The sequence below is a fragment of the Luteibacter sp. 621 genome (assembly GCF_050435445.1).
Classification (GTDB): domain Bacteria; phylum Pseudomonadota; class Gammaproteobacteria; order Xanthomonadales; family Rhodanobacteraceae; genus Luteibacter.
This window is the reverse complement of sequence record NZ_JBNDKI010000015.1, coordinates 97,620-123,229: the sequence shown is the minus strand read 5'-3', so window position 1 is coordinate 123,229 and position 25,610 is coordinate 97,620. Positions and strand designations below refer to the sequence as shown.

At 66.8% G+C, this 25,610-nt stretch carries 10 protein-coding genes; 2 read left to right on the top strand and 8 right to left on the bottom strand.

The features are described from left to right. Window positions 1-225 precede the first annotated feature (225 nt). The gene (locus tag ABIE56_RS16015) at window positions 226-1,554 is read left to right on the top strand and encodes an ABC transporter permease (protein WP_429244788.1); all 1,329 of its coding nucleotides are present in this window, start codon (window positions 226-228) and stop codon (window positions 1,552-1,554) included. 10 nt (window positions 1,555-1,564) lie between these two features. Continuing rightward, a complete protein-coding gene (locus tag ABIE56_RS16010; RefSeq protein ID WP_429244787.1) occupies window positions 1,565-2,818 on the top strand; it encodes an ABC transporter permease in 1,254 nt (417 codons plus the stop codon). A gap of 21 nt (window positions 2,819-2,839) precedes the next feature. Here the strand turns inward: ABIE56_RS16010 and ABIE56_RS16005 are convergent, their stop codons facing one another. From ABIE56_RS16005 to ABIE56_RS15970, 8 genes are all read right to left on the bottom strand, one after another. Next, window positions 2,840-3,097, bottom strand: a complete 258-nt coding sequence (locus ABIE56_RS16005; protein ID WP_429244786.1) for a hypothetical protein — start codon at window positions 3,095-3,097, stop codon at window positions 2,840-2,842. Between the two features lie 460 nt (window positions 3,098-3,557). Beyond that, complete coding sequence (locus ABIE56_RS16000) at window positions 3,558-5,687, bottom strand: HlyD family efflux transporter periplasmic adaptor subunit (protein WP_429244785.1); 2,130 nt, start codon at window positions 5,685-5,687, stop codon at window positions 3,558-3,560. Next, window positions 5,684-7,066, bottom strand: coding sequence for an efflux RND transporter periplasmic adaptor subunit (locus ABIE56_RS15995; RefSeq protein ID WP_429244784.1), 1,383 nt, complete (start codon window positions 7,064-7,066; stop codon window positions 5,684-5,686). Before ABIE56_RS15995 ends, ABIE56_RS16000 begins: the two co-directional genes overlap by 4 nt. Before the next feature lie 4 nt (window positions 7,067-7,070). After that, complete coding sequence (locus ABIE56_RS15990) at window positions 7,071-7,823, bottom strand: efflux RND transporter periplasmic adaptor subunit (protein WP_429244783.1); 753 nt, start codon at window positions 7,821-7,823, stop codon at window positions 7,071-7,073. A 27-nt stretch (window positions 7,824-7,850) separates the two neighbouring features. Next, on the bottom strand, window positions 7,851-9,770 hold the full coding sequence (locus ABIE56_RS15985; protein WP_429244782.1) for a TolC family protein: 1,920 nt from the start codon (window positions 9,768-9,770) through the stop codon (window positions 7,851-7,853). Between the two features lie 26 nt (window positions 9,771-9,796). Then, window positions 9,797-21,019 carry a VCBS domain-containing protein gene (locus ABIE56_RS15980; RefSeq protein WP_429244781.1) on the bottom strand — a complete coding sequence of 3,741 codons (11,223 nt, stop codon included), beginning with the start codon at window positions 21,017-21,019 and terminating at the stop codon, window positions 9,797-9,799. A 288-nt stretch (window positions 21,020-21,307) separates the two neighbouring features. Then, window positions 21,308-24,814, bottom strand: a complete 3,507-nt coding sequence (locus tag ABIE56_RS15975) for a two-component regulator propeller domain-containing protein (RefSeq protein ID WP_429244780.1) — start codon at window positions 24,812-24,814, stop codon at window positions 21,308-21,310. Further along, window positions 24,792-25,547 (bottom strand): response regulator, encoded by a 756-nt coding sequence (locus tag ABIE56_RS15970; RefSeq protein WP_429244779.1) that lies wholly within the window; start codon window positions 25,545-25,547, stop codon window positions 24,792-24,794. Before ABIE56_RS15970 ends, ABIE56_RS15975 begins: the two co-directional genes overlap by 23 nt. Between the last annotated feature and the right edge of the window lie 63 nt (window positions 25,548-25,610).

The window sequence follows — 25,610 nt, the reverse complement described above, 5'->3', positions numbered from 1 at the left end:
GCGGCCCCCGCCGCGGGGCGCTGCGCGACCCGCGGGGCGAGGCCGTCCGTCGCGCCCGGCCGGGGTGTGTGGTGGGGGGCGGGGGGGGGGGGGGCGCGCGCCCCCCACCCCCCCCCCCCCCCCCCCCCCCGCTCCTACATTTCCTTCTTTAATTGATGGGGCTCGCACCCTGGCGGGCCGATTAGGCATACCATCCCGAATACAGGACGTGACAGGGGATGGGGCATGTGGGGACATTACGTGGCGCTGGCTGTGCGCAGCAGCCGGCGGACCAAGGCGCTTACCGCGCTGGCGGTAGCGTTGCTGGCCTTTGGCGTGGCGGCCTGCATGGTCTCGTACGCTGTGTTTCGTGCGACGACCAGCGATCCCCTGCCGGGGAAATCGGCGCAGCTGTTCGCGCCGCAGATCGATAACGCCGGCCCGGCGAAGGCCGACGACGGCAAACCGCCCGAAATGCTGAGCACGATCGATGCCATGGCGCTGTGGCAGGCACACAAGGCGAAACGGCAAGCGCTGGTCTACGCCACCCGGTGGGCCGTGGAATCGAATAATCCTTCGATCCCCGGGCTGTCGATGGGGGGCGATGCGGTTACCGCCGATTTCTTCAGCATGTTCGATGTGCCGTTCCGCTTCGGCGGCGCGTGGGCTCAGGCCGATGACCTTCGCCATGCCTCCCTGGTCGTGATCAGCCGCGCCCTTAACGACAGGCTGTTCGGCGGGCGCAACAGCGTGGGCCAGGAGATCCGCCTGGATGGGAAAACCTTCCAGGTGGCCGGCGTGCTCGACGGCTGGAACCCGAAGCCACGCTTCTTCGATGTTGCCACCCTTAGTTCGAACGGCGCGTTCGATGATGCGGGCGATGTCTACATCCCATTTACCCGCGCGACTGACATGCACAAGGATGTCAAATTCCCGGATTGCCGCTCGGATGCCGGCGAAACCGATCCGAAGCATTGGGATGCCTACCTGCACGGTGAATGCGGCCGCGTCACCGCCTGGGTCGAACTGCCCACGGCAGCCGATGTCGCCGCGTACCGCGATTACCTGCACGGTTACGCTCTCGAGCAGCAGCGCCTGGGGCGTTTTTCGTGGCCGCCCAACGTGGGCCTGCATGACCTCATGGACTGGATGGATGACCTGGGCGTGAAGCCCACGGCATCGTCGCTCGCCATGCTGGTCTCCGCCAGTTTCCTGCTTATCGTGCTGGTTAACGTGGTGGGCCTCATGCTCGCGCGCTTCATGCGCCGCGCCCCGGAGATCGGCATCCGCCGTGCACTCGGCGCCTCGCGCGCATCGATCTACCGGCAATTCCTGATCGAAGGGGCCAGCGTCGGCGTGGCCGGTGGCGTGCTCGGCGTGGGCCTCACCCTGGTCGGCTTGTGGAGCATCGGCGGGATCTTCGAGCCTGCCATCGCGCGGCTCGTGCACGTCGATGCATCGCTCATCGGGCTGACCGTGCTGCTTGCCGTCACGGCCACCGTGATCGCGGCGGTGTATCCCACCTGGCGAGCGGCGCAGACCGAACCCGCCTGGCAGATCAAGATCAACCCGTGAGGAGCCGCCCATGAAACTCAGCAGGGCATTCATGCAGCTCGGCCCCATCCTCGCCGCGCTCCGCCGCCATAAGGGCGCCACCGCGCTCATCGTGTTGCAGGTCGCGCTTACCCTGGCCGTCACCACGAACGCGCTGTACATCGTGGCCACGCGCGTAGTCCACCTGGCCCGCCCCACCGGTACCGATGAAGCGCATATCTTCGTGATCCACAATGGTTGGAAGCCTGGCCAGGACGCGGCGCAGATCGATGCCGCCCTACGTGCGGATCTCGCTGCCTTGCGCGGCGTACCGGGCGTGCGCGATGCGTTCTCCAGCCAGACATCCCCGCTCGCCGGTGCCAACGGCATCATCATGCCCGGCCTGAAGCTACAGCCCGAGCAGACCACCAAGCCGGTTCGCGGTGTGGCGTACCTGGCCGATGACCACGCCATCAACACGCTCGGCGTCACCCTGGAGGAAGGGCGTAACTTCCGCCCCGACGAGATCGGCACCTTCGTGCCGGAGGGCAAAGTGGCGGCACCGGGCATCATCATTACCCGCAACGTAGCCAACAAACTGTTTCCCGGGGGCACCGCGCTGGGCAAGACGGTTTACCTGCCCGGCGGCCCCGCGAGCATCATTGGCATTGTCGCCAGCCTGCAATCGCCGTTGAAGCAATCGCCCACCCTGGACTTTGCCAGCATTCTGCTGCCGGCGCGCTCCAACGATCCGGAGGGTGTGGTCTACATGATACGCACCGATGCCACCGCCATGGGTCCGGTGATCGCCGCTGCGCTTAAAGCGCTGGAACAGCGCGGTGGCATGCGTATCCTCGATCCCAGCCAGGGCGTAGTTACGCTATCGGCGGCGCGCGCCGAGGCCTACGCCACGGATAGAAGCATCGCCATGCTGCTTGCCATCGTGTGCGCTTTGCTGCTGCTGGCAACCGCGGGAGGGATCGTCGGGTTAAGCAGCTTCTGGGTCGCCCAGCGCCGCACGCAGATCGGTGTACGCCGTTCGCTCGGCGCCACGGCGGGCGACATCCTGCGCTACTTCCACGCGGAGAACTTCCTGATCGTCAGCGGCGGCGTCATCCTTGGCCTGGTGCTCGCGATCGCGGCGAACATCGGCCTGATGAAACTCTTCCCGCTCGATTTCATGCCGCTGTACGTACCGCTGGGCGGCGCGGTGCTGCTGTGGGCCCTGGGACAGCTGGCCGTATGGGGGCCGGCGGCCTATGCCGCGAAAGTCCCGCCCATCATCGCCATTCGCACGACCGGGTAACTGCCCAGCGAACGACGGCAATTACGCGGCGTACAACGCCTTGAGCTGCCCCACGGTCAGGGGCCGGTCGCTCGGGTCCAGCGCCTGCAGCACCAGCCACTCGCACAGCGACATGCCCATCGGCAGGTCGAACGCCACGAAGGCTTCCAGCGTATCGATCAGCTCATCGGAAAGGTCGATCACCCGGGTGGCGTCATGTACCTCAGCACATACCGCCGCTATCGCCACCGAAGGCACGATGGTGGCATGGGGCTGTACTTGAGCGATGGCCGACGCCATGGGGATCTCCTAACGGTGGGGGCTGTGGTGATATCTACCCTTATTGGATGACCGGTGGGAGCGAAAAATGTGACAAAACATCGTTAAATCCCCGGCCCACCCCGCCAGATGGACGATTTGCCGTAGCGGGGCATGGATTTAGCCGGTTTCCTGGGGACGGGCTCCGCCCACTGCACTTACGAATTTACGTAGCCAGCCACACCCCTGTAGGAGCGGGGGGGGGGGGGCGGGGGGGGGGGGGCGGCGCGGGGGGGGGGGGGGGGGGGCGCCGCCCCGCCCCCGGGGCCCCCCGGCGCCCCCCCCCCCCGCCCCCCCCCCCCCCCCCCCCGCCCCCGCCCCCCCCCCCCCCCCCCCGCGTGGCGGCGGGGGGGGGGGGGGGGGCGCGCGCCGCCCCCCCCCCCCCCCCCCCCCCCCCCCCCCCCCCCCCCCGCTCCTACAGCAGAGCCGGGCCATGCGGCCGTTAGCCTTCTTTGCCCAGGCCGGTCTGCTGCAGCAGGATCAGTAGCGCGCTATCGATCCAGCGGCGGCCCAGGCTTTCGCGCTTGCCATCGATGTGGACCGAAACGAGCTGCTCGGTCGCCACGGGCGCGCCGCCCTCGCCTTCCACGCGCACGCGGTACCACACGGTAGCCGGGCGGAGTTCCTTCGGCGGTGCGGTGGGGTTCAGTGGAATGGGGCCGCCGCGTTCCTTCGCCAGCGCGATGCTGGGCAGGTGTTCCAGGGCGCCGTTATCCACCGTCACGACCTTGCCGTGCAGGGGTGCCGCCGCGCCCTTCGGAAATACCGTCGCGTCGCTGCCTACGCTCAGGCGTGCGCGGTCGGCCTCGGAGACCAGGGCTTCCACCCGCCAGCGCGTGCCACCGACGAGCGTGCCCATGCGCGCGCTGGAAGCAACCCAGCTACCCGGGCGCAGCGTTTCATCCAGGTCGCGCACCACGCCATCGCCCGTGGCCACGACACGCAAGCGATGCAGCTCCGCGGCGCTCGCTGCACTTTGCGCCGTGTACTGTTCGGCCATGCGATCGGCCACGACCTGCTTGGCGACGCCATCCCTATCAAGCGATGACGCACCGCGCGCGGCGGACTCATACGCCTCGCGCAACGCATCGGCCTTCGCGCCATCATCCTGCGGCGCCGGCGCCGAGAGTTCAAACAGCACATCGCCGCGCTTCACGGCCTGGCCATCGTGCACCAGCACCTTGTCCATCTGTGCCGGGTACGGCGTGAACAGCGGTTGCTCGAAGCCGGATTCCACCACGCCATCGCCGTGGATCGTCGATGACCACGGCACCAGCAGCACCAGCGCCGCGACGCCAAGGACGGCCAGCCAGCGCCGCGCCACCGGCCAGCGGATTTCGGCACGGCGGTGCCACCACACACGTACTTCGTATTGCATGGGTTTCACCACGAACGTCACGATTTCGACGAGGAACAGAATCAAGCCCATCGCCTTGAAGAAGGCGTGGTACACCACGACGGCGATGCCCACGAACAACGTCAGGCGGTAAAGCCACGTGGTGAAGGCAAAGCCGGTAAGAAAGGCTGCGAACGGGCGCGACACGGCATCCGGCCGTGGATCCTCGATACCCAGGAACGTACGGCGTACCCAACGCTTCGCCCAGCGCCCCGCACGCTCATGCAGGCCCGGATAGTCGAGCGCATCGGCCAGGATGAAGTAGCCATCAAAGCGCATGAACGGGCTGGCGTTCACCGCGATGGTAAGTACCCACGCGGTGGTGCCCAGGAAGAACAGCGCATTGCGGAAGTTGCCGTCCGGCGCGAACGACCAAAGCAGCGTGCACCACGCCGCGAGCACCAGCTCCGCCATCACGCCAGCCGAGGCGATGGCCAGGCGGCGCTGCGAGCGCTCCAGCTTCCAGCTCTCGCCCGTGTCGGTATACGCCATGGGCCACATCACCAGCAGCGCCACGCCCATGTGGCCCACGCGCACACCGTGCCGCGTGGCCATGAACGCATGGCCGAACTCGTGCCAGCATTTGGAAAATACCAGCGCGCCGGCGAAGGCGAACACGCCATCCCACGTGAGCGCGCCGCGCAGGTTGGCCTGCACCACATCCCACTGCCGCGCGGCGAAGATCAGCCCGAGCACGGCCGCGATCAGCGTGGCCACCAGGAACCGCGTGCCGAACATCCACTGGATATACGGCAACGCCTTGCGCAGGAAGCGCTCGGGCCGCACCAGCGGAACACGAATGAACAGGTAGTTCTGCAGCAGCCAATGGCCCGTGGAGGTCGCCCGTTTCGGCTGCGCAGCGCGCAACAGCTGCTGTTGCTTCAGGAACATCGCGAACTCCACGACATCCTCCGGCTCCGGCGCCAGCGTGGTGGTCGCGGCGACTGCTTCGGCGATACGCGCCGGATCGCCCAGCCCCCAGTGCTGCAACATCTCGAATTCGAGCCAGCCGATGCGGAAAAACTGGTTACGCACCGGATCAGACAAGTGCCACGCAGGCGAACCATCGCGGTTGCGCCCCGCCGCGTGGATATCCAGCTCATCACGCAGCGCGGGCCACGGCGGCGGCGCCGCTGCCACGCCTACGCCCGCGGCGGCCATGGCCGCCGCGTTCATATCCCGCACCAGGCGCGGACAGTGGCCAGCGGGCGGCGCAGTAGCAGGTAACCCAGCACGCTCCAGCGGCCGGAAACACGCGCCGTGCCCTGCAAGCCAATGCGTGCCGCGGATGCGTCACCATCTACCGTGCCGCGCAGCACATAGCTGGCCACGCCCGTGGGCGATTCCACCGACTGGTAACCGGCGTAATCCAGCCGCGCGCCAATCGGGCTGAGCGGTGCCGTCTTAAGGAACACGGTCATCGGTGCGCCGCCTTCCAGGTTGGTCGGCTCACCCACCGGCGCCCACGCACGCACGCCCAGCGTATGCGGATCGGCCAGCAGGCCAATGCGTTCACCGGTCTGCACCGGGCGGCCGGCCCAGTCATCCGGGTCGGAATACACGAACACGCCATCGACTGGCGCGCGGATCTCCAGCTTCTCGACTTCGCGCTGCAACGAGGCCACATCCACTTCGCGCTCGTGCAGCTTGCCCTCGGCCATGCCCAGGTCGGCCTTGGCGTTCTGGCTTTCGATCGCCTGCTGCGCGGCCTGGTGCATTTCCACGTTGGCGGTGGCGAGTTCGGCCTGGGCCACGGCGAGCTTGTTGCGCAGCGTGGTGTCATCGAGCTCGGCGAGCACCTGCCCCGCCTTCACCGTGGCGTTGGGCTGGATCACCATGTGCCGGATCACGCCCTCGCGCGGCGAGGCGATGACCTGGCTGTGCAGCGAAATGATCTCCGCCGGCACCAGCGTGTATTCGCGCACCGGCAGCAGCAACAGCACGAGCAGGCCCACCGCGATATAGCGCAGGCGGCGGCCACTCGTCGCCGCGCGCCACCAGCGCTGCACGCGCGAAGGCCGGGCCACCAGCGACCACCACGCATAGCCGTACAAGCCGGCCATGTGCAGCAGCGCGAATTCCTCGCCATCGGAAGTGAGCGTGGTCGGCCACGGCTCGTCGCGGCCCAGAAACAACAGCGCGGCGACGGATTTATCCGGCCCCGTCAGCGGCAACACCCACACGTGGGCGGGGAACCACTCGCTCCAGCCCTGCGCCAGCTCATCATCGAGCCGGTCGGGCGAAAGCGGCAGCACGCGTGCATTGGCCGGAAGGTCCGCGCAGCGCGCAGCGATCTTCTTCGTCACGCCCGACAGCCACAGCGCATACGGCGTGTTCGGATCCACATCGGCCAGGCCCGAATGCGCGGCCAGGCGCGGCGGGCGCGGTGCGGCCCCCATCACTACCAGCGCCGCCTGGCGGTAATCCACCAGCAGGCGCGTATCGTTGCAGATGGTGAAGCCGAGCTCGGCCGCCGTGGTGGCGGCTTCCACGCGCGAGGCCAGCGCGTAGAAACGCGATGACGCCGGCGCGGCGGCGGCAGGCTTGGCGGTCATCGGCTTAGCCCTTGCCCGGCGCGGCGCGGCCGCTCATGCCCGGCAGCACGCGGCTGGTATCACCGGTGAAATCGGCTTCAATCTCGATCGTCTGGCTCACCGCATCCACGCGGCCGCTCAGGCGGGTCACGGTCAACTGGTAGCGCTGGCCGGTCTCGTCGATCGTGGCATCCAGGTGCGCGCCCGGCTTCAGCCAGCTGATCCAGTTGGAAGGCACGTTCAGGCGCGCCTTGGGCATGCCCGTACCGACCAGGTCAACCACCGGTGCACCCGCGCCGACGCCCTGCCCCTCCTTCACATGCACGCGGGCCACGCGACCATCGAACGGCGCGACGAAACGGCACTGCGCGATCTGCGCATTGATGATGCCGAGCTGGCCCTTGGTGCGGTTCACATCGGCGGCGGTGAGCTCCACTTCCAGCGCGGCGGCCGATTGCAGGCCCTGCAACTTGGCCTTGGCTTCATAACGCAGCTGCGCCGCCTTGAACTCGGCATCGGCGGCATCGCGCTTGGCTGTGAGGTCGCTGCAATCGAACGCGACCAGCACCTTGCCCTTGGCCACGGCATCGCCAAGCTGCACGTACACACGGGCCACGCGGCCCGGTGTCGCCGCCGACATCGGGCTTTCCTGGTCTGCTACCACCAGGAAACGCACAGGCGCCTGGGTGGTGGCCGTGGGTGCCGCCTGCGCGCCTGCGCCGGTCGAACAAACAATGCCAAGCGCAACGACAGCCGGCCACCACTTCAACGTCTTCATGGTCTTTCTACTGCGTAAGGTGAGGGATTACGGGGTGTTCGCCGCAGCGGTTTCCGGCGCGGCGGAGAGCTGGCGGAGCTGGTCGAGCACCGAGAGCACCGCCGCTTCGGCCAGCGCGCTCACCGAACGAGTGGTCACGTCATCGGGCAGGTAGCTCTGGTAGCTCTGCTTCATCAGCTGCTTGCCGCCCTTGTCCTGCACGGTCACATCCCACAGCGCGCGGGTGGTGGCCTTGCCGCGCGAGGCGCTGTAATGCAGCTCTACCGCGAGCGCGTCGTTACCATTGCCCAGCGCCAGGCGGTTACCGCTGAGCACGTTGCCCACGGCGTTACGCACGGCATCACCATCTACCTTCGCCGGCAAGCCGGAGACGCTGAGCGCGAACGGGCGATCCACGTGGGCCACATCGGCCACCTGGGTGAACACGTGCTGCTCGCCTTCCACCAGGCTGGTCTGGATGGCACGAGAGAGCGTGGCCACGTCGCTACCGGCCACCTGCTCGGGCATCAGGTCGATACCTACCGAGTTCAGCACGCGGCCGTAGGCCGACTGCGCCGCAGCGTACGAGGAGGCTTCCTGGAAGCGCGAGACCAGCGAGCGGGCCCGCGTGCGCAGCGTTTCCAGATCGCTGGTGAGCTGGTTGTTCGAACCGGCCCGCGCGACGCTGGCCAGGCGCTGGTCCACGCTCGCCGACTCCTGCGCCAGGTTGTGGTCGTACACGGCCAGCTTGTAGCGCTCCACCGAAACGCGCACCTGGGTGACCACCGCCATGCTCAGCGCCATGCGGCGGGCATCGTCCACTTCCATGCGCGCCTTGTTGGTGCGCTTGATCGCCGGGATACCGGCCAGGCGCACCAGGTTCATCGACATGCTGAGACCGCCCTGGGTCCAGTTTTCGTTGTACAGGTACTTGTTGGAGTCATACCCGATGCCGCCGAACAGGTTGAGGTTCGGGAACAGCGCGGTGATCTGCTTCTTCGCCTCGAGGGCATCGATGCGGGTCTTGTAGTCTTCCTCACGCAGTTCCGGGCGCTGTTCCAGCGCCATCTGCTCCAGCTGGTCGATGCTCGAGGGCAGCGGCGAGAGCGCGGCTTCGTTGGTATCGGCCAGGGTGAACTCGGTGTTCGGGGCCAGGTTCATCAGGGCGGCCAGTTCGCGCTTGGCGAACTCCATCTCCTGGCGCTTCTGGGTGACCAGGGCCATCGCATCGAGCAGCGCGCGCTGGTATTCCAGGCCTTCCACCGGCGGCAGGATGCCGGCGCGTTCGGCCTGGCGGGTCTTATCCAGGGCGGACTGGATGTTATCGGCCACGCTGGTGGCTTCACCCAGCAGGCGCTGCGCACCCAGTGCACGCCAGTACGCATCGCGCGTGTCCTGCACGATGTTCTGCAGCACCTTGCGGCGGCGCTCCTGGGTCACGTTCACGTCTTCCGCGGCCTGCTTCGCACGGAAGTAGCTCAGGCCAAAGTCCAGCACATCCCACGACAGCGTGGCATCGCCCAGCAGGTGCGCGCGCTCTTCGGAGGTGGAGGGGCGCAGCGAGACGATGCGGTCCTCGATACCGATGCTGGTGCCGCCGGAATCATTGCTGCGCCAGCGGTAGCCGGCATCGGCGGTGAGCTTGGGCAGCATGTCCAGCTTGCTCACATCGAGCAGGCCCTGCGACAGCGCCGTCTCCATCAGCTTCAGGCGGTAATCCAGGTTGTACTTCAGCGAGCGTGCCATGACGTCGGAAAGCGTCAGCGGGCCGTTCACCGGCTCCTGGCCCTTGTACATCGCCTGCGTGTCCTTCTGTACGCGCGTGGCGATCTCATCGTGGGTCAGCGGCTTGGGCTTCACGGCGCCGCAACCGGCGAGGAAGACCGCGAGGGCCACCGAGGCGGCCAGGGGAGCAAAACGCATCGTGGAACGCGACATGGCAGTGTTCATCGGCTGAAGGTGGGACATGGGTCGGAAAATCCTTTTGGCGCGCATTAGTGGCGTGGCTGTTCGGTGGGCACGGCGGCGATCGCGGGGTTATTCGCCTTCGCCATGGCCGCGAGTCGGGCCGTGAGCGAGGGCGCGCCGCCCGGGGTGCTCGCCGGCGGCGGCACGTGGATAGCCACGGGCACCTGCGGCGGTTCAATCGAGGCCTGCGGCGCCTTCTGCGCCACGTGCTTCGCGTGTTCCATTTCATGGGCGTGGTGTTTCTCGCGAGCGTGCTCGCGCTCCGCCTGCTTGCCCGGGGCGAACGGCGAGAAGTCATCCCACAGCGGGCTGTGGTCCGGCGCGAAGTCGTTCAGGCCCACGCGGCGCTCTGCATCGAGCTGCGCCAGCAGCTCCTGCGAGAACTCGACGCCATCGGGCAGCACGAACAGGCCCGGCTCCCAGTCCTGGCGAATATCACGCTGGGTGTGGTCGTAACCGATCGGCCAGATTTCATCGCCCTTCGCCTGGATCGGCGGCGTGGTGCCGTGGATCGTGATGGTGAGCGTGGCGGTGCTGGTATCGCCATCCGAATCGGTGATCGTGTAGACGAACACTTCGGTGAGCGTGCGCGAGGCATCCAGCGAGCTCACCTTCGGGTTGGCCACATCCAGCTTGTAGCTGTAGCTGCCATCCGCGTTGAGCACCAGGGTGCCGAACTCGCCCACGCTACCCGCGCCGATGCTGCCGGTATGGCCCGTGTTCTGCGACGAGACGGCCGTCACCGGACCGCCGCTGGCCGCGCCATCCGCACCGATGCGATCGGAGCCGACATACACATTGCCCGCGGCCGAGGTCTGCCCGCTGTCCTGCACGATGCTGGCCGTATCGTCATGCGCCACCGGCACATCGTTGGCGATATCGAGCACCAGCGTGCCGTTGGACACGGCGCCGCCGCGATCGGTGACGCTCAGCGCCACCGTATCCGTGCTATCCGCGCCGTTCTGGTGCAGGGCGTGATCCACGGTGTACGTGTAGGTGATGGTGCCGGCCGTCGGTACCGTGCCGTTGGTGGCCGTGGGCTGGAAGCCCGTGAGCACCAGCGTGCCGTCCGGCGTGTGGATCGTTACCGGGTTGCCGCTGGCGAGCTGGCCGAGCTGATCCGCCGTGATCGTGGTGCCACCGATGGTGACGCTGGCCAGGCCATCGTTCGCCGTGACGGTGAGCGTGCCGGTGGTGGTCTGGCTGCCATCGTGGTCGGCCAGGCCAGACTCGTGCACCGTGGCATGACCCGTCGCCGAACCGTTGCCATCCACCGCGCCGATCACCGGCGCGCCATCGGTGTGGCCGTGGATCGTGATGGTGAGCGTCGTGGTGCTGCGGTCGCCGTCGGCGTCGCTGATCGTGTACGTGTAGGTTTCGGTGAGCGTCTCACCGTCCTTCAGCGCATTGACCGTGGCGTTGGCGTTATCCACTGCGTAGCTGTAGCTGCCATCGGCGTTGAGGGTGAGCGTGCCGTACTGGCCCGCCACACCGCTGCCGACATGGCCGCTGACCGGGCCCGTGGCCGTACCGGCCTGCACGCCGGTCACCGGGGTGGCCGTGGCATCGGCGCCCACGCGGTCGGGCACATCGCCGTGCGTGCTGCCGCTGACGACATTGCCGGTGAGCGGCGCGCCGTCTTCGTTCACATCGCCGGTATCGGCATGCGCGGTGGGAGCGTCATTGATGATGTCCACGACCAACGTACCCGTGGAGGTACCGCCGCCGGCATCGAGCACGCTCAGCGCGATGGTGTCGACGCCGTTGGTGCCCGGGGCCTGGGTGTGCGGGCCATTGAGTACATAGGTGTACGACAGCGTGCCGCCGGTGGTGATGCCGTTGGTCACGTCGGGCGTGAAGCCGGTCAGCAGCAGCGTGCTGCCCTCGGCGGTGGTAATGCTCACCGGCGTGCCGGCGGACAGCGCCGCCAGATCCGCCGTGCTGAGCGTGGTGCCGCCCACGGTGATGCTGGTGAGGCCATCGGGTGCATCCACGCTGATCGTTTCCGAGACCGTGCGCGGCTGGCCTGCGGGGCCATCCGGGGTCAGGCCGGATTCCCACACGGTGGGATCGTTCGGCGCAATCGAGGGGTTGCCATCGGTGTGGCCATGGATCGTGATCGTCAGCGTGGTGGTGCTGGTATCGCCATCCGCATCGGTGATCGTGTACGTGTAGGTTTCGGTCAGCTGGTCGCCCGTCTTCAGGGCATTCACCGTCGCGTTGGCGTTATCCACCGCGTAGCTGTAGCTGCCATCGGCGTTAAGCGTGAGCGTGCCGTACTGGCCAGCCACGCCGGTACCCACATGGCCGGTGACCGCACCCGTGGCCGTACCCGCCTGCACGCCTGTCACCGGGCCGCCCGTGGCGGCGCCATCGGCACCAAGGCGGTCGGCGACGTCACCCGCGCCATGGCCCGTGCCGCCGATGACATTGCCGGTGACGGCGGCACCATCTTCATTCACGTCCGCCGTATCGGCGTGGGCCGTGGGCGTATCGTTCATGATGGTAACGAGCAGCGTGCCCGTCGCCTGGCCACCGCCGGCATCATCGACCACCAGGTCAATGCTGTCGGTGCTGTGGTCGCTGCCGGCCAGCTGGGGCTGCGTCGTATTGAGCGTGTAGATGTAGGTGAGCGTGCCCTTGGTCGGCACGCCGCCCACGGATTCGGTCACGTCGAAACCGGTGAGCAGCAGCGTGCTGCCGTCGGCCGTGGTGATCGGCTTCGGGTTCGTCGCGCTCAGTGCCGCCAGGTCGGCCGCCGTAAGCACCTGGCCACCCACGGTGATGCTGACCAGGCCATCGGGCGCGGTGATGTCGATCGTATCGGTGGCGCTCTTGCTTTCGCCCGAGGGGCCATCGGTGGTGAGGCCCGATTCGTACACCATGGTATCGCCGCCGGCGGCGTTCGTGCCGTTGCCATCGTGCGGGGCGATGGTGGCCGTGCCGTCGGTGTGGCCGTGGATCGTGATAGTCAGCGTCGTCGTGCTGGTGTCGCCATCCGCGTCCTTGATCGTGTAGTGATACGTCTCGGTCAGCGTCTCGCCATCCTTCAGCGCATTGACCTTGGCGTTGCCATCATCCAGTACGTAGGTGTAGCTGCCATCGCTGTTGAGCTTGAGCGTGCCGTACTGGCCATCGAGGCCGGTACCGACGGTGCCGGTGCCGGTGGTGCTGCCCGCCAGGTCGACCGTGACAGCCGAGACCGTCGCGCCATCGGCGCCCACGCGGTCGGCGACATCGCCGGTGGTCACCGGGCTGATCACGTTGCCAACCAGCGCGGTGCCGCTGTCTTCGGTCACGTCGCCCGTATCGGCGTGAGCCGTGGGCGCGTCGTCGACGATATCTACCGTGAACGTGGCCGCGGCGCTGTTCACGCCCTTGACGTCGGTCACGACGATCTGGAACGGATCGGACGTATCCGTACCCGCGTTGTTCGGAGCACGGCTGAGATCGTACCGGTAGGAGACATTCGCCACCGTCGCCACGCCGCCCACCGATGTGGTCGCCGTAAAGCCATTGATGGTGAGCTGGCCATACGGCGTGCCGAACGAGACCCATTCGCTGTGATTGCCGATATTCGCCAGGTCGGTAGACGTCAGCACATAGGTATGGCCATTCCAGCTGAAGGTGATGCTATCGATCCCGTCGCCCGCGCTCACGGTGATCGTGCCGCTGGTGGTGGCACCGCCCGTCATATCGACCAGGCCGGCCTCGTACACCGTTGCGTCGCCCGCGGCCGCACCATTGTTGTCCTTCGCCGTCACGGCCGGCGTGCCGTCGGTGTGGCCGTGGATCGTGACGGTGAGCGTGGTGGTGCTGGTATCGCCGTCCTTATCGGTGATGGTGTACGAGAAGGTGTCGGTGAGTGACTCACCATCCTTCAGCGCGTTGACCGTGGCGTTATCGTTGTTGACCGCGTACGTGTAGCTGCCGTCGGCCTTCAGCACCAGCGTGCCGTAGCTACCGGTGACGCCGGTACCCGCTACGTTGCCGCTGACCGGGCCCGTCGCCGTGCCGGTCGTGACGCCGGTCACGCTCACGTTCTTGTCCGCACCCTGGCGGTCGGCCACATCGCCGGCGCCCGGCGTGGTGCCGGTACCACCGATGACGTTACCCGTCGCGCCCGCGCCATCTTCATAGGCGTCCGCGGTATCGGCCTTCGCCGTCGGGGCGTCATCCATGATGGTGACGACAAGGTTGCCGGTGTTGGTGCTACCGCCCGCATCCTTCACCGAAAGGCCGATGGTATCCGTGCCATGGTCGCTGCCCGGCTGGTTGTATGCGGCGGAAAGCGTATAGGTGTAGGAGAGGGTCCCGGTGGTCGCGACACCGCCAACCCGCGTGCCGGCCACGAAATCCGTCAGGGTCAGCACGCCGTACGTCGTGGTGATCGTGATCGGCGTGCCCGAGCTGTGGAGCGCATCAAGCTGGGCCGCGGTAATCGTCTGGCCGCCGATGATGATGCTGTCCAGGCCATCCCTTGCGCTGATATCGATCGTATCCGAGGCGCTCTTGCTCTCGCCGTTTGGCCCATCCACGGTCAGGCCGGCTTCCCACACGGTGGAATCACCACCGAAGGTGTCCTTGCCGTTGGTGTCGTGCGGTGCGATGGACGGCTCGCCATCGGTGTGGCCGTTGATCGTGATCTTCAGCGTGGCCGTGCTGGTGTCGCCATCGGCATCGGTGATCGTGTACGTGAACGTATCGACCAGCGTCTTGCCGTCCTTCAGCGCATTCACCGCCGCGTTGGTGTTATCCACGTCGTAGGTGTAGCTGCCATCGCTGTTGAGCTTGAGCGTGCCGTACTGCCCGGCCAGCGGGCTGCCCACCGTGCCGGCCGTGTTGCCGGAGGTTTTGTTCGCGACCACGGCGGTCACCGGGTTGGCGTTGGCATCGGCGCCGATGCGGTCGCCCTGGCCGGTGCCACCCGTGCCGGTCACGACGTTGCCGGTGATCTGGGTGCCGTCTTCGTTGGCGCTGCCCGTATCGTTGTTCGCCGTCGGCGTGTCATCCACGATCTTCACCGTGATCGCGCCGGTATCGGTGAAGTTCTCGCTATCGGTCGTCGTGATCGTGATGACGTCGTTGCTGCTGGTGGCGCCCGGCTGGTTCACCCGGCCATCGAGTACGTAGTGGTACGTGAGCGTGGCGATACCGTTGGTAACGCTGTAGCCCGTGACCACCAGCGTGCCGTTGGGCGTATCCAGGGTGCGATCCGCCGGATCCAGCGTACCGATGGTCTGCAACTGGGCCAGCGTGAGCGTCAACGAGGTACCGCCGCTGCCACTGAGCGTGACGTGGTCAAGATCATTGACCAGCGCGAAGGTCTCGCTGCCGTTCACGCCCTGCGAGCCGCTGGTATCGGTCAGGCCTGATTCCTGCACCTGCGTGCTGCTGGAGATGGTGACGCTGATGACGCGCGTGGTGACCAGCGCGCTATCGGTGGACGCGGGGTCCGTATCGGCGTAGCCGTAATGATCGCCCGCGGCGCCCGTGTAATGGGTGTCGTTGTAGGCCTTGTCGGCATCCAGCGTGCCCTGGTCGGGGCGGCTGCCGTGGTTGCCGGCATCGTTCACGGTCAGCTGCACCTGGAACGTGCCGTTCCAGGCGGTGTTGTTGTCCGGGTTCACCGTGCTGGTGGGCAGCTTCACGCCGACGGTATTGAGCGCGGCCTCCACGTTCGTGATCGAACCGGTGAAGGTGATGCTGCGCCCATCGGCGCTCACGGTGTAGTCGGCGCCATTGTACGTGCCGTGGGCGTTGGCACCCGCGGCCACGCCATGCACCGTATTGACCAGGAACCCGGTCGGGAGCGTCACCGTGGCACTGATCGCGTCATCGCCCGCATCGGGATCCGAAAGCGTGATGTTCTTCAGCGTATACGTATTCGCCGTGCTCTCGGCCGCCGAATTGGCACCGGAGACGCCGATCACCGTGGGGTTGTTCACCGAGCTGGGGAACACTACGCGATCCGCCGAGGACACGTTCTGGCCCAGGCCGGTCGGCAGGGCCGCGTACGGATCGATGGCGTCGGTCGGCACCGCCGCCGTATCCGTGCCGTCGGCGTTGTTGTCCAGGCCACCGTTGGCGCCGCCCGTGAGGTTGCCGTTCGCATCGCGCAGGCGATCGTCGGCGATCACTTCCACGTGGTACGACTGGTCCGCGTTGGCCAGGTTGCCACCGATCGAGACCTGCAGGCCCGCCAGGTACGCGTTGATCTGGTCGCGCGTGCCGCGGATTACCAGCGCCGCATCGGTACCGTCGAACGCGCCATCCACGGTCGCGCCCGAGGTGCCGGCGTTGGACGAGCCCAGCACGATATCCGCGTACGCCGAGGCGGGCAGCGGCACGCCGTTGGCATCGGTGACGCGCACCGTCACCTGCATGAAGTCGGTTTCGCCAGTGGTGATGCCACCGTTGTCGGTGTAGTCCACATCGCTGACGACGAAGCCGCCCACCGGCGTGCTGCCGTTGAGGTACACCGTGCCGGTACCGGCGGTGACCGTCGGGGCATCGTTCACCGGATCGATCGTGATGGCGACCGAGATGGGCGCCGGGTTGTTCGACTGGCTGCCACTGCCGGTGTCGCTACCGATCTTCGAGCCGGTATCGTCAAAGGTCAGCGTGAGCGTCACGTCGCCCGCGGCCGCGCCGTTCTGGTCGTGGTTGGCGTCCTGGGCGCTCTTGTAGGTGAGCCCGGTGGTTCCGCTGTTGAGCAGCGCCTGGATATCGCTGGCCAGGCCGGTAAGCACCAGGTCGCCGGTGTTGTCACCGCTGATGGTCACGCCGTTCAGCGACGTCTGGGTGCCAGTACCACCGATGCCCAACGTGCCCTGGTCCACATGCAGCTTCACCGTCACCGGCGTATCGAACGCGGCCGATTCCGGATCACTGACGACGAAGCTGCCGCCGATATAGGTGGCCTGGTCTTCCTTCGTCGTGACCGCGGTCGGGCCGGTAAGCACGCCCGGCTCGTTCACGCTCGAGGCGCGCACGGTCACCGCGGCGGCGGAGATGTTGCCGTTCTTGACCGGCACCGTGGCGGTGTACCAGTCGTAGTCGGTGGTATCGACCGGGCTGGTCGCCGTACCCGTACCGGTACCCGCAGTGGTCGACTGGTTTTCCGTGCCGCCGTTGGCTCCACTGGTGAGGTTGCCGTTCGCATCGCGCAGGCGATCGTCGGCGATGACCTGCACCTGGTACTTCGCGTCACGGTCGGTGGAGAACGTGACGGTGAGGGCGGCCAGCGCGGCGTTGATCTGCGCGCGGGTACCGCTCAGTACCAGGTAATCGTGGTTGCCGTTCTTGTCCGCATCCACGCCGGCACCGGCGCCGTAGCCAATCATCACGTCGTTGTATTCGGCGGCCGAGAACGCGCTGCCATCGCTATGCAGCAGGCGCACGGTGACCTGGAGGTAATCGACCTCACCATCGCTGACCGTGGTCAGGTCGGGATCGGCCACGCTGAAGCCCGGCACCTGGTTGTTGGCAGCCTGCTGGCTATCCAGGTCGATCGTGCCGCTGGGCGCAGTGACGACCGGGGCATCGTTGGTCGGCGTCGTATAGATCCAGAACGCGTTGCCGGTCTGTTCCTTGTCACCATCGGAGATGGTGAAGCCAAACTTGTCGTCCGGCGTGTTATCCGTGCTCGTGTACGTGTGGCCGAGCGGCTCGGTGCCGTCGTTGAGGTAGTACACGTGGCCAGCGGCCACATCGGCCTGGGTGAACGACGAGCCCGCGCCAAGGATGTGGAACGTGACGCCGCCATCGGTGGAGAGCGCGATGCTGCCGTGCGCCGGGGCGCTGGTGATCGTGTACTGCACCTGCGTATCGGTGCTGTCCGGATCGTACGCCTGCAGCATGGCCGTGGTGATCTGTCCCCAGCCACCTTCCTTCACGGTCAGCGGTTCGTTGGCTGCAGCACCACCAATTTCGTTCGGCGAACCGTCCGCGGCCACCGGGTCGGCCTGAGTCGGATCCTTCGCGATCTGCGGTGCGTCGTTGACGTTGGTGATCTGGATACCAACGTTGCCGGTCGTCGCCGAGGCCTGGCCCCAGCGATCCACGGCCGATACGGTGAAATTCGTGTTGCGCACTTCCGAGCCGTCGCTAACGAAGCGCAGGCCGGTGGTCGCCGCATCGCCCGTGATGATCGATGCATCGAGCGTCTGGCCGACCTGGACATCCTTCCAGGTGGCGCCATGGTCGGTTGAATACTGCAGCTTGCCGCCCGTGGGCAGCGTGGTCACGATGAACCTCAGTGCATCGTTACCAATGGCATCGTTGTTGTATGCGTAGTTGGTGCTCGTGCCGTCCGGCAGGGTCTTCGAGTTCTCGAGGTAAGCCTGGCTGGTCGCATCATCCGGGTCGGTGATGGTGAGCTGGCCGGTGGTGATCATGGCGGTCTCGCCTTCACTGATCACCGTGTTCGAGGAACCGGATACCACCGGCGCGTCGTTCACCGGGTTGATATAGATATCGATCGACGGCGTCCATGTATCCGCCGTCGCCACGCCATTGGAGATCACGGTAAGGCCGGCCGAGACCGAGAAGTTCGCCACCAGGTGGAAGTTCTCGCCGCCATCGTGCTGGAAGCGCACATCACCGGCGTTGAGGTCGGCCTGGGTGAACGTACCGTACTGGGCAATGTCCACCCAGGTGCCGTTTACCAGCTTCTGCAAGGTACCGCCGCCTGTGGTGCCGTCATCGCGGGTGAAGCCAAGGAAGGTGTAGACCACCTGCGACGGTGGCACGCCATCGGAGGTGAAGCTCAGGCCCGGTGTTTTCGAGAAATCGGTCGGCTGGCCGTTGGTCGTGGTGCCGCTGAGTACGATGCTGCTGCCCTCGTCGACCGTGCCCTTGGAGGCGCCACTCGGGTTCAGGCCCGCGTAGCTCGAGTCGGAGGTGCTGATGACGTGGTTGGCCGGGTCGAAGTTACCGCCATTGCCGGCGGGCGTTTCAGCCAGGTGGATCGTGAAGGTGTAAGTTTTAAGGGTGTCCGTCTTCAGGCCACCGGTGTAATCACCACCCACCCGGGTGAACGTCGTGCCATCGGCGTTCCAGCGCAGTGCGGTGGTGTTGTCGATCACCTGGAAGGTGAAGCTGGTCGTCTCGCCCGCGGTCGCGCCGGAGGTCTGCACGTACTCGACCTTGCCCGCATTGATATCGGCCATGGTGAACACGGCGCCATCCTGCAGGCGCACGCCGTTCAGCAGCAGATACCCGTGCGTCAGCAGTGCCTGGTTCGTGACGAAGCTGATGTTGGCATCGGCCGAGTCGACGTCCGTAGCGCCGATCATCTGCGGCGTAAGCAGTACGGCATAGGCGCCGGTCTTGCCGTCGCCAGTCGCCGTGACGGTCGCATCGCGCGTGCTGGCGGCGATGAGTGCCGGGTCATCATCCACCGCCTGCACGTGCAACGTAACGGTGCCATTGGTCGATGCCGGCGTACCGGTGCCGCCACCCTGGTCGGTGACGCGCACGCCGAACGTATCCTGAGTTACGCCATCCACGCCGTCGTTGCTGTAGGTCAGCTTGTTGCGATCGGCGTAATCGAACTGCTGGCCCACCGTCACGGCGACGCCGTTGTAGTACAGCGTGCCGTGCGTGGGCAGCGAGGTAATCGTGATGGTGAGCGACGTATCCTGCGGATCGCCGCCGCTGCCGGCCACGATGTACTGGCCGACGTTGCCGGTATCCACGGCATTGGCCGGCTGGCCTTCGTACACGTTGCCATCGCCACCGATCGTCGGGGCCTGGTTCTCGGGCACGACATTCAGCGTGATATGCACGGTATCGGAGCTGGCCAGCGGGGTCGCGCCATCGTTCACGCGCGCGGTGAAACCATCCGCCGTGTCCTGGTCGGCGCCGGTGGCGGTGTGCACGTAGCGCACCTTGCCGTCGATCACATCCTGCTGGGTGAACACCGAGCCCACGCCCAAACGCGTGCCGCTAAGGGTCAGGTAGCCGTAGGTGGGAATCGCGGTGACGCTGTAGACGATCTGCGAGGGCGTCTGTGTACCCGCGGTTACTTCCGGATCGATCGCGACCAGGGTGTCCTTGGTGATGACGGTACCCGTACCGCCATCCACTTCGGCCACGTTCTGGGCGGCGTCGGCGACCGTCACCGGATCGTTCGACGGGGTGATGGTCACATCCAGCGATTTGCTGGCCGTGAGCGACGAAGCCGTGTCGGTCACGGTCACGTTGATGGTGGTCTTGGCGGCGGTGTTGCCCAGCTCCACATCGGCGGCCACGAACTGCAGCTGGTTCAGCCACGCGCTCGCATCGGCGGAGGTACCGGTGAAGGTGAACACGCCGTTGGTGAGCGTGCCCTTGCCGCTGGCATCCAGCAGCGAGCCCTTGCCCGCATCGGCAATAGATACCGATACCGAGACGGTGCCCGAATCGGTGATGGTCCAGCCAGTGAGCGTGGCGCGGTCCGCGCCGGTCGCGTTCAGCGGGCTGGGCTCAGACGCGGTGACGCTCTTGGCCGTGGTATCGACCGTAGGCGCTTCGAGCAGGCCGTCGTAGCTGAGCGCCAGGGTGCGCGCTTCGATGTGGCCGGTGCTGGCTTCCAGGGTCCAGTTGCCACCGCGGTCGGCCGCGCCGGTCTCGTCCGTGGACGAGGCGATATCGGCGTTGGTCAGCCTGGCCATCTCGGTGACCAGCGCGGTGTCCTTGCTGGACACGTCGCAGCCGTACAGCAGGATGTCGCCGTCCTTCGTCAGCGTGGAGCCCACGTCGCCCATCTGGCGGGCAAAGCTATCGATGTTGGCGGCCGTCACCGTATCGGTACCCAGCGAAATGGAATCGCTGGAACCGTGGCTGATGATGTGGATGGCGCTGATGTCGTGCTCGCCGCGCAGGGCGTTGGCCAGCTGCTCCATGCCCGAGGAGTTGTCGTCGATCACCACCACCTGGCTGCCCTTGGGCAGCTGGGCCACGAGCGATTGCCAGTTGGCAACGCTCTCGTCCACCACATACACCTCCTTCGGCTGCGCCTCGGCGGGTGCCGTGGCGGCCGGCGCAGGAGCGGCGGCGGGGGCCGGTGCCGGGGCGGCCTGCACGGCATGGCCGGGCTGGTCGGTGGCGGCACTGTGGAACTTGCCCGCATCGTGGGCCGCTTCCGCCGGATCGGCGTGGTGGGCGGCTTCCACGAGCGCCGCGCCGTCGTACATCTGGCGGGGCTCGAGCGCGTAACGGTGGGTACGCGGGCGGAAGGGGTTGTTCGACTTGGTCCCTGGCATGGTGCGCCTTGCTCTTTGCTGGCAATCACGGGCCGAACGACGCCATCCCGCGACTGGCTCAGTCGCAGGTGTGAAGGTTCGGTAGAAAAGCTGTGAACTAAGTCACAGAGTTTGGCGCGATCCTATGTATCAGCCATGTAACGGGGAAGGGGGTAACGCAGGAACTTATGTCACGCGTGGCGTGACCAACGTCCCCTCCAGCAAAGGCCGGGCTGCAAGACCGCGCCGCAGCGCGCTCTCAGTAGTTTTGCTTAAGGGGACTGCGCCGAAACGGCAGCTAGGAATTTTTCACCTTACGGGGCTGCCGCTTACGCGTGGGCACGTAACGGCCAGTTTCATGACCTGGCGCATGAATTCCCCCGCGGTGCCCGGCTTCAGCAGCACGCCGTCGAAGTTCACATTCGTGACGAACGTCGGGGCCGGCGCGGTGGCCGCGTACAGTAACACCGGCAGGTCGCGGTGTTGCTCCCTTACCGCGTGCAGCAGCCGCCAGCCATCGCCACCGGGGAAGTGCAGCTCGGTGACAACCAGCGCGGGCCGCTGCTGTTGCAGGGCCACGGCGGCAGCATGGCCATCGGCCGCGGCCACGCTATGGAAACCGTAGCCATCCAGCAGATCGCACAGGATGGCCCGGGTCGGGGCGTGTGGCTCCACCACCAGCACGACCCGGTCATCGCCGTCGATCTCGCCCGCGTCCTCGCCCGGGGGCAACTCAGGCTCCACATCGTTGGGGCTGGCTACGGGCAGCAACACGCCGAAGGTGAAGCGGCTACCGCCGCTGGGCACCGCTTCCACGTCCAGGTGCGAGCCCATGTGCTGCAGCAGCTGTTCAACGATCGCCAGGCCCAGGCCACTGCCATCGTGGCGCGCCGCGTTATCACCGCGCGCGAACGGCTGGCGCAGGGCTTCCAGCGCCTTCGGGTCCATGCCGATGCCGGTGTCCTCCACCACGAACGTAATACGCGCCCGCTCGGCACCGGCCTGCCCCACGCCGGCACGCAGCACCACGCTGCCGCCGTGGGTGAACTTGGCCGCGTTGCCAAGCAGGTTCATCAGCACCTGGCCCAGGCGACGGAAATCAGCCACCACCAGCGCCGGCAGGTGCTCGTCGAAGTGGGTGGTGAGGTGGTTACCGTGGCGCTCGGCCAGCAGGTCGGCGCGCTCGGCCACCTCATGCAGGAACGCATGCAGGTACCCCGGCGCAGGCTCCAGTTGCAGCCCGGTGAGCTCGCCGCGCGAGAACTCCAGCAACTCGTCGATCAAGGCCATCTGCTGGTGCACATGGCGCTCGATGATCCGCGGGTAATCGCGCGCGGCATCGCCGCCGCGCCACTTCCGCACGGCGGACATGATGGTGTTGAGCGGTGCGCGCAGGTCGTGGCCGACGTGGGCCAGCAGCATGCGGCGTGCGTGCAGCGCATCGCGCAGTTCGGTGGTGCGCACGTCCACCACCGCTTCAAGCCGGCGTGCATGCGCAATCAGCACGCGCATGCGCCAGCGCCACGCGCCCCACAGGGCCAGTAGCACCAGGCATGCGGCGCCCGCGTATGCCCACACGGTTTGCCACCACGGCGGCGCCACGGTGAACGTCAGCGTCAGCGGCGGTGAGGCCACGCGGCGGTTTACGTCAATCGCCTGCACTTCAAAGGTGTACTGGCCGGGCGGTAGCAACGCGTAGCGCACTTCATGCTGCGCCGTTTCCACCCAATCGCCATCCACGCCGGGCAGGCGGTAGCGGAAGCGCACGGGGTGGCCGGCGTTGTTGTTCGCCACGCCAAAATGCAGCACCAGCGCGGTGGCCTGCTGGAACGGCAACGTCGCTGCGGCCTCCACGCGCGTATCGCCGTACTGTGCATCCGCGATCACGGGCTGGATATTGCGCGGCGCCAGCAACTGGTCGGGATCGAGCACGTGGGTGAGGCCCACCGGCGCGCCAATCCACACCGTGCCGTCGGCATCGGCGAGGAAGGCACCGTGGTTGGTTTCATCCCACAGCAAGCCATCGCGCATGGTCAGGCGTGCCCAGGTGCCGTGGTCGAGCACATCCACGCCACTGCCACCGCCGGCCCACAGCCGGCCGCGCTGGTCCACGCGCAAAAAGTAGAACCGCGTGTCAGCGAGCAAGGCGTCGGCCACCGGCGCGGCGGCCAGCGTATCGGCATCGCTTACATCCGCGACCCAAAGGCCTGGCTGCAAGGCGCTGAGCCACAAGCGGCCATCCGGCGTCACCGCTACGTTCTCGTAGCCGCCGGCGGATTCACCGGGCTGCAGCGAGACGTGCGACCAGCGGTCCTCGCTCAGGCGGAACAGGCCGGCACTGCACGCCACCCACAGGCGGCCCTGGGTGTCTTCGGCTGCATCCGAACACATGGTCGAAGGGATGAGGTCCGGCGCGGCCCGCGTGGCCGTACTGCTCAGCGGATCGATCTGGTACAGGCCACCCAGCGTGTAGGCCCACAAGCGGCCCTGGTGATCCATCAGCGCGCCGCGGATGAGGTACGGCAGCGTGGTGACAATGCGCGTTTCGTGCTTTTGGGTGTCGTAGCGCGCGACGCGGCCATCGAACAGGAAGTACCAGATGGCGCCCTTGCCATCGGCGATCACGGCATGCGCTTGCGCGGGCGGTGGCAGCTCGATCGGTGCGCGGTGCGCGGCGTTGGCCTCGGGTGCGATCACTTCGGCGCCCGCTTCGGTCGCGACCCACAGCGCGTGCGCATCGCCACGCGCGATCGACCACACCAGGCTACCGCTCAGACCCTGTGCGGCGGTCCAGTCTTCCACGGCGTCGGCGCTGCTCCAGTAGTACACGCCGCGGCCGTAGGTGCCCATCCACACCATGCCGTCACGATCGGAGACCATCGACGAGATGCCCACGCCCGGCAGGCCGTTGTTCGTATCGAACAGCTGCCAGCGTGCACCATCCCAGCGGGCCAGGCCCACATCGGTGCGGGTCAGGATGCGCCCTGCCCGGTCCTCCACGATATCGATGCTGGAGGCCGCGACCTTCATGTGGCCATCGGGAATATCGTGTGCCACGAAGGCCGACGCGTTGGCCGGGAGGCGCAGCACGTGGGCAATGCCACGCGCCCATACCGAGCCATCGCGCGAGGCGAGCAAACCGAGCCACTTGTCGGCGGGCACGCCCTTGTCCTCGCCAAAGCGCGTGAGCACGCCATTGCGCAGGCGGCACAAGGCCGGCCCGCAGCCGAACCACGTGGTGCCGCTGTTGTGGATCACCGCGGCGATATCGCCGGGCGCCAGTACCTGGACATTGGCCAGCGGCTCGCTTACGTGCCACTCGCCTTTCGCGTCCTGCGTAAGCCGCAGCATGCGGTGTCCGCTCACCGCGAGCATGCCGCCTTCGCTATCGGCGGCCAGCGAACGGCCGCGATCCACCAGCAGGCGCTTGCCGTCGGGCGATACCCATTCAAAGCTGCCATCGGCCTTGCGGCGTTGCAGGCCCGCGCGCGAAGCCACCCACAGGTGGCCGGCCGGGTCTTCAGTCATGGCGACCACTTCGGAGGTCTGGAAACCACGCGACGGCCCAATCGCTTCGAAGCCCAGGCCATCGAAGCGGTAAAGGCCCTTCTCCGTGCCCACCCACAGGAAACCATCGTGGCCTTCGTACAGGCGCACCACGGAGAGGCTGGTCAGGCCGGTGCCCTGGTCGTAGATGGTGAGCGGGAGCTGCACCGTCGAGGCATGTACCTGCGCCGGTGGCAACAGCGCGGTAGCCGCGAAGGCCACACACGCCATGATGCTGCGCAAGGCGTTACGCACGCGCTGTCGTCGCATCGCGCGTCGCGTCCTCGGAAGCCGCCTTACGGTACTCACCGGGCGTCACGCCAAGGCGTTCCCTGAACGCCGTGGCAAAGTTCGCCGCGCTGCTGAAGCCAATCTCCAGGGCGATATCCTGCATTCCCAGCGTCGTGGTGGTCAGCAGCTCGCGGCTCTTGCGCAGGCGTTCTTCACGGATCCAGCCGAACACCGTGGTGCCCACGCGTTGGCGGAAGATGGCGGAGAGGCGCTTGTCGTAGGTGCCGACCGCTTCGGCGATCACATCCAGGCTTAGCGAATCAGCCAGGCGCTGGCCGATGTAACGCATGGCCGCGCGCAGGACCACTTCATCGCGGCCCATGGGCATGTCGTGCGGTGCGTCTTCCAGCGTGCCACGCCGGGTAAGGCGCAGGTGGATGCGCACACGCGCCAGCAGTTCGGCGGGGCTGCACGATTTGAGGATGTAATCGACCGCGCCCTGGCTTAAGCCAGCGAGGCGTTCTTCTTCGCTGGCGGCCGAAGTGAGGAACAGCACGGGCATATCGCGGCCGGGTTGCAGTTCCTGCAGCAAACGGCACAGAGTAAAACCATCCATGCCCGGCATACGCACATCGAGCAGGACAAGATCGGGCGACAGCACCTGGGCGCGCTGGTAGCCATGCGCGGCCGACGTGGCCAGGCTCACGCGGAAGGGCTCGGCCCTGAGCGCTTGCAGCAGGTCGCGGATGCCCTCGGGGGCATCATCAATCACCAGAATGTGTGGTTCCTGCGCCGCCACGTCCTTCCCCCTGTGAAGGCTACCGCCACTTCCGGT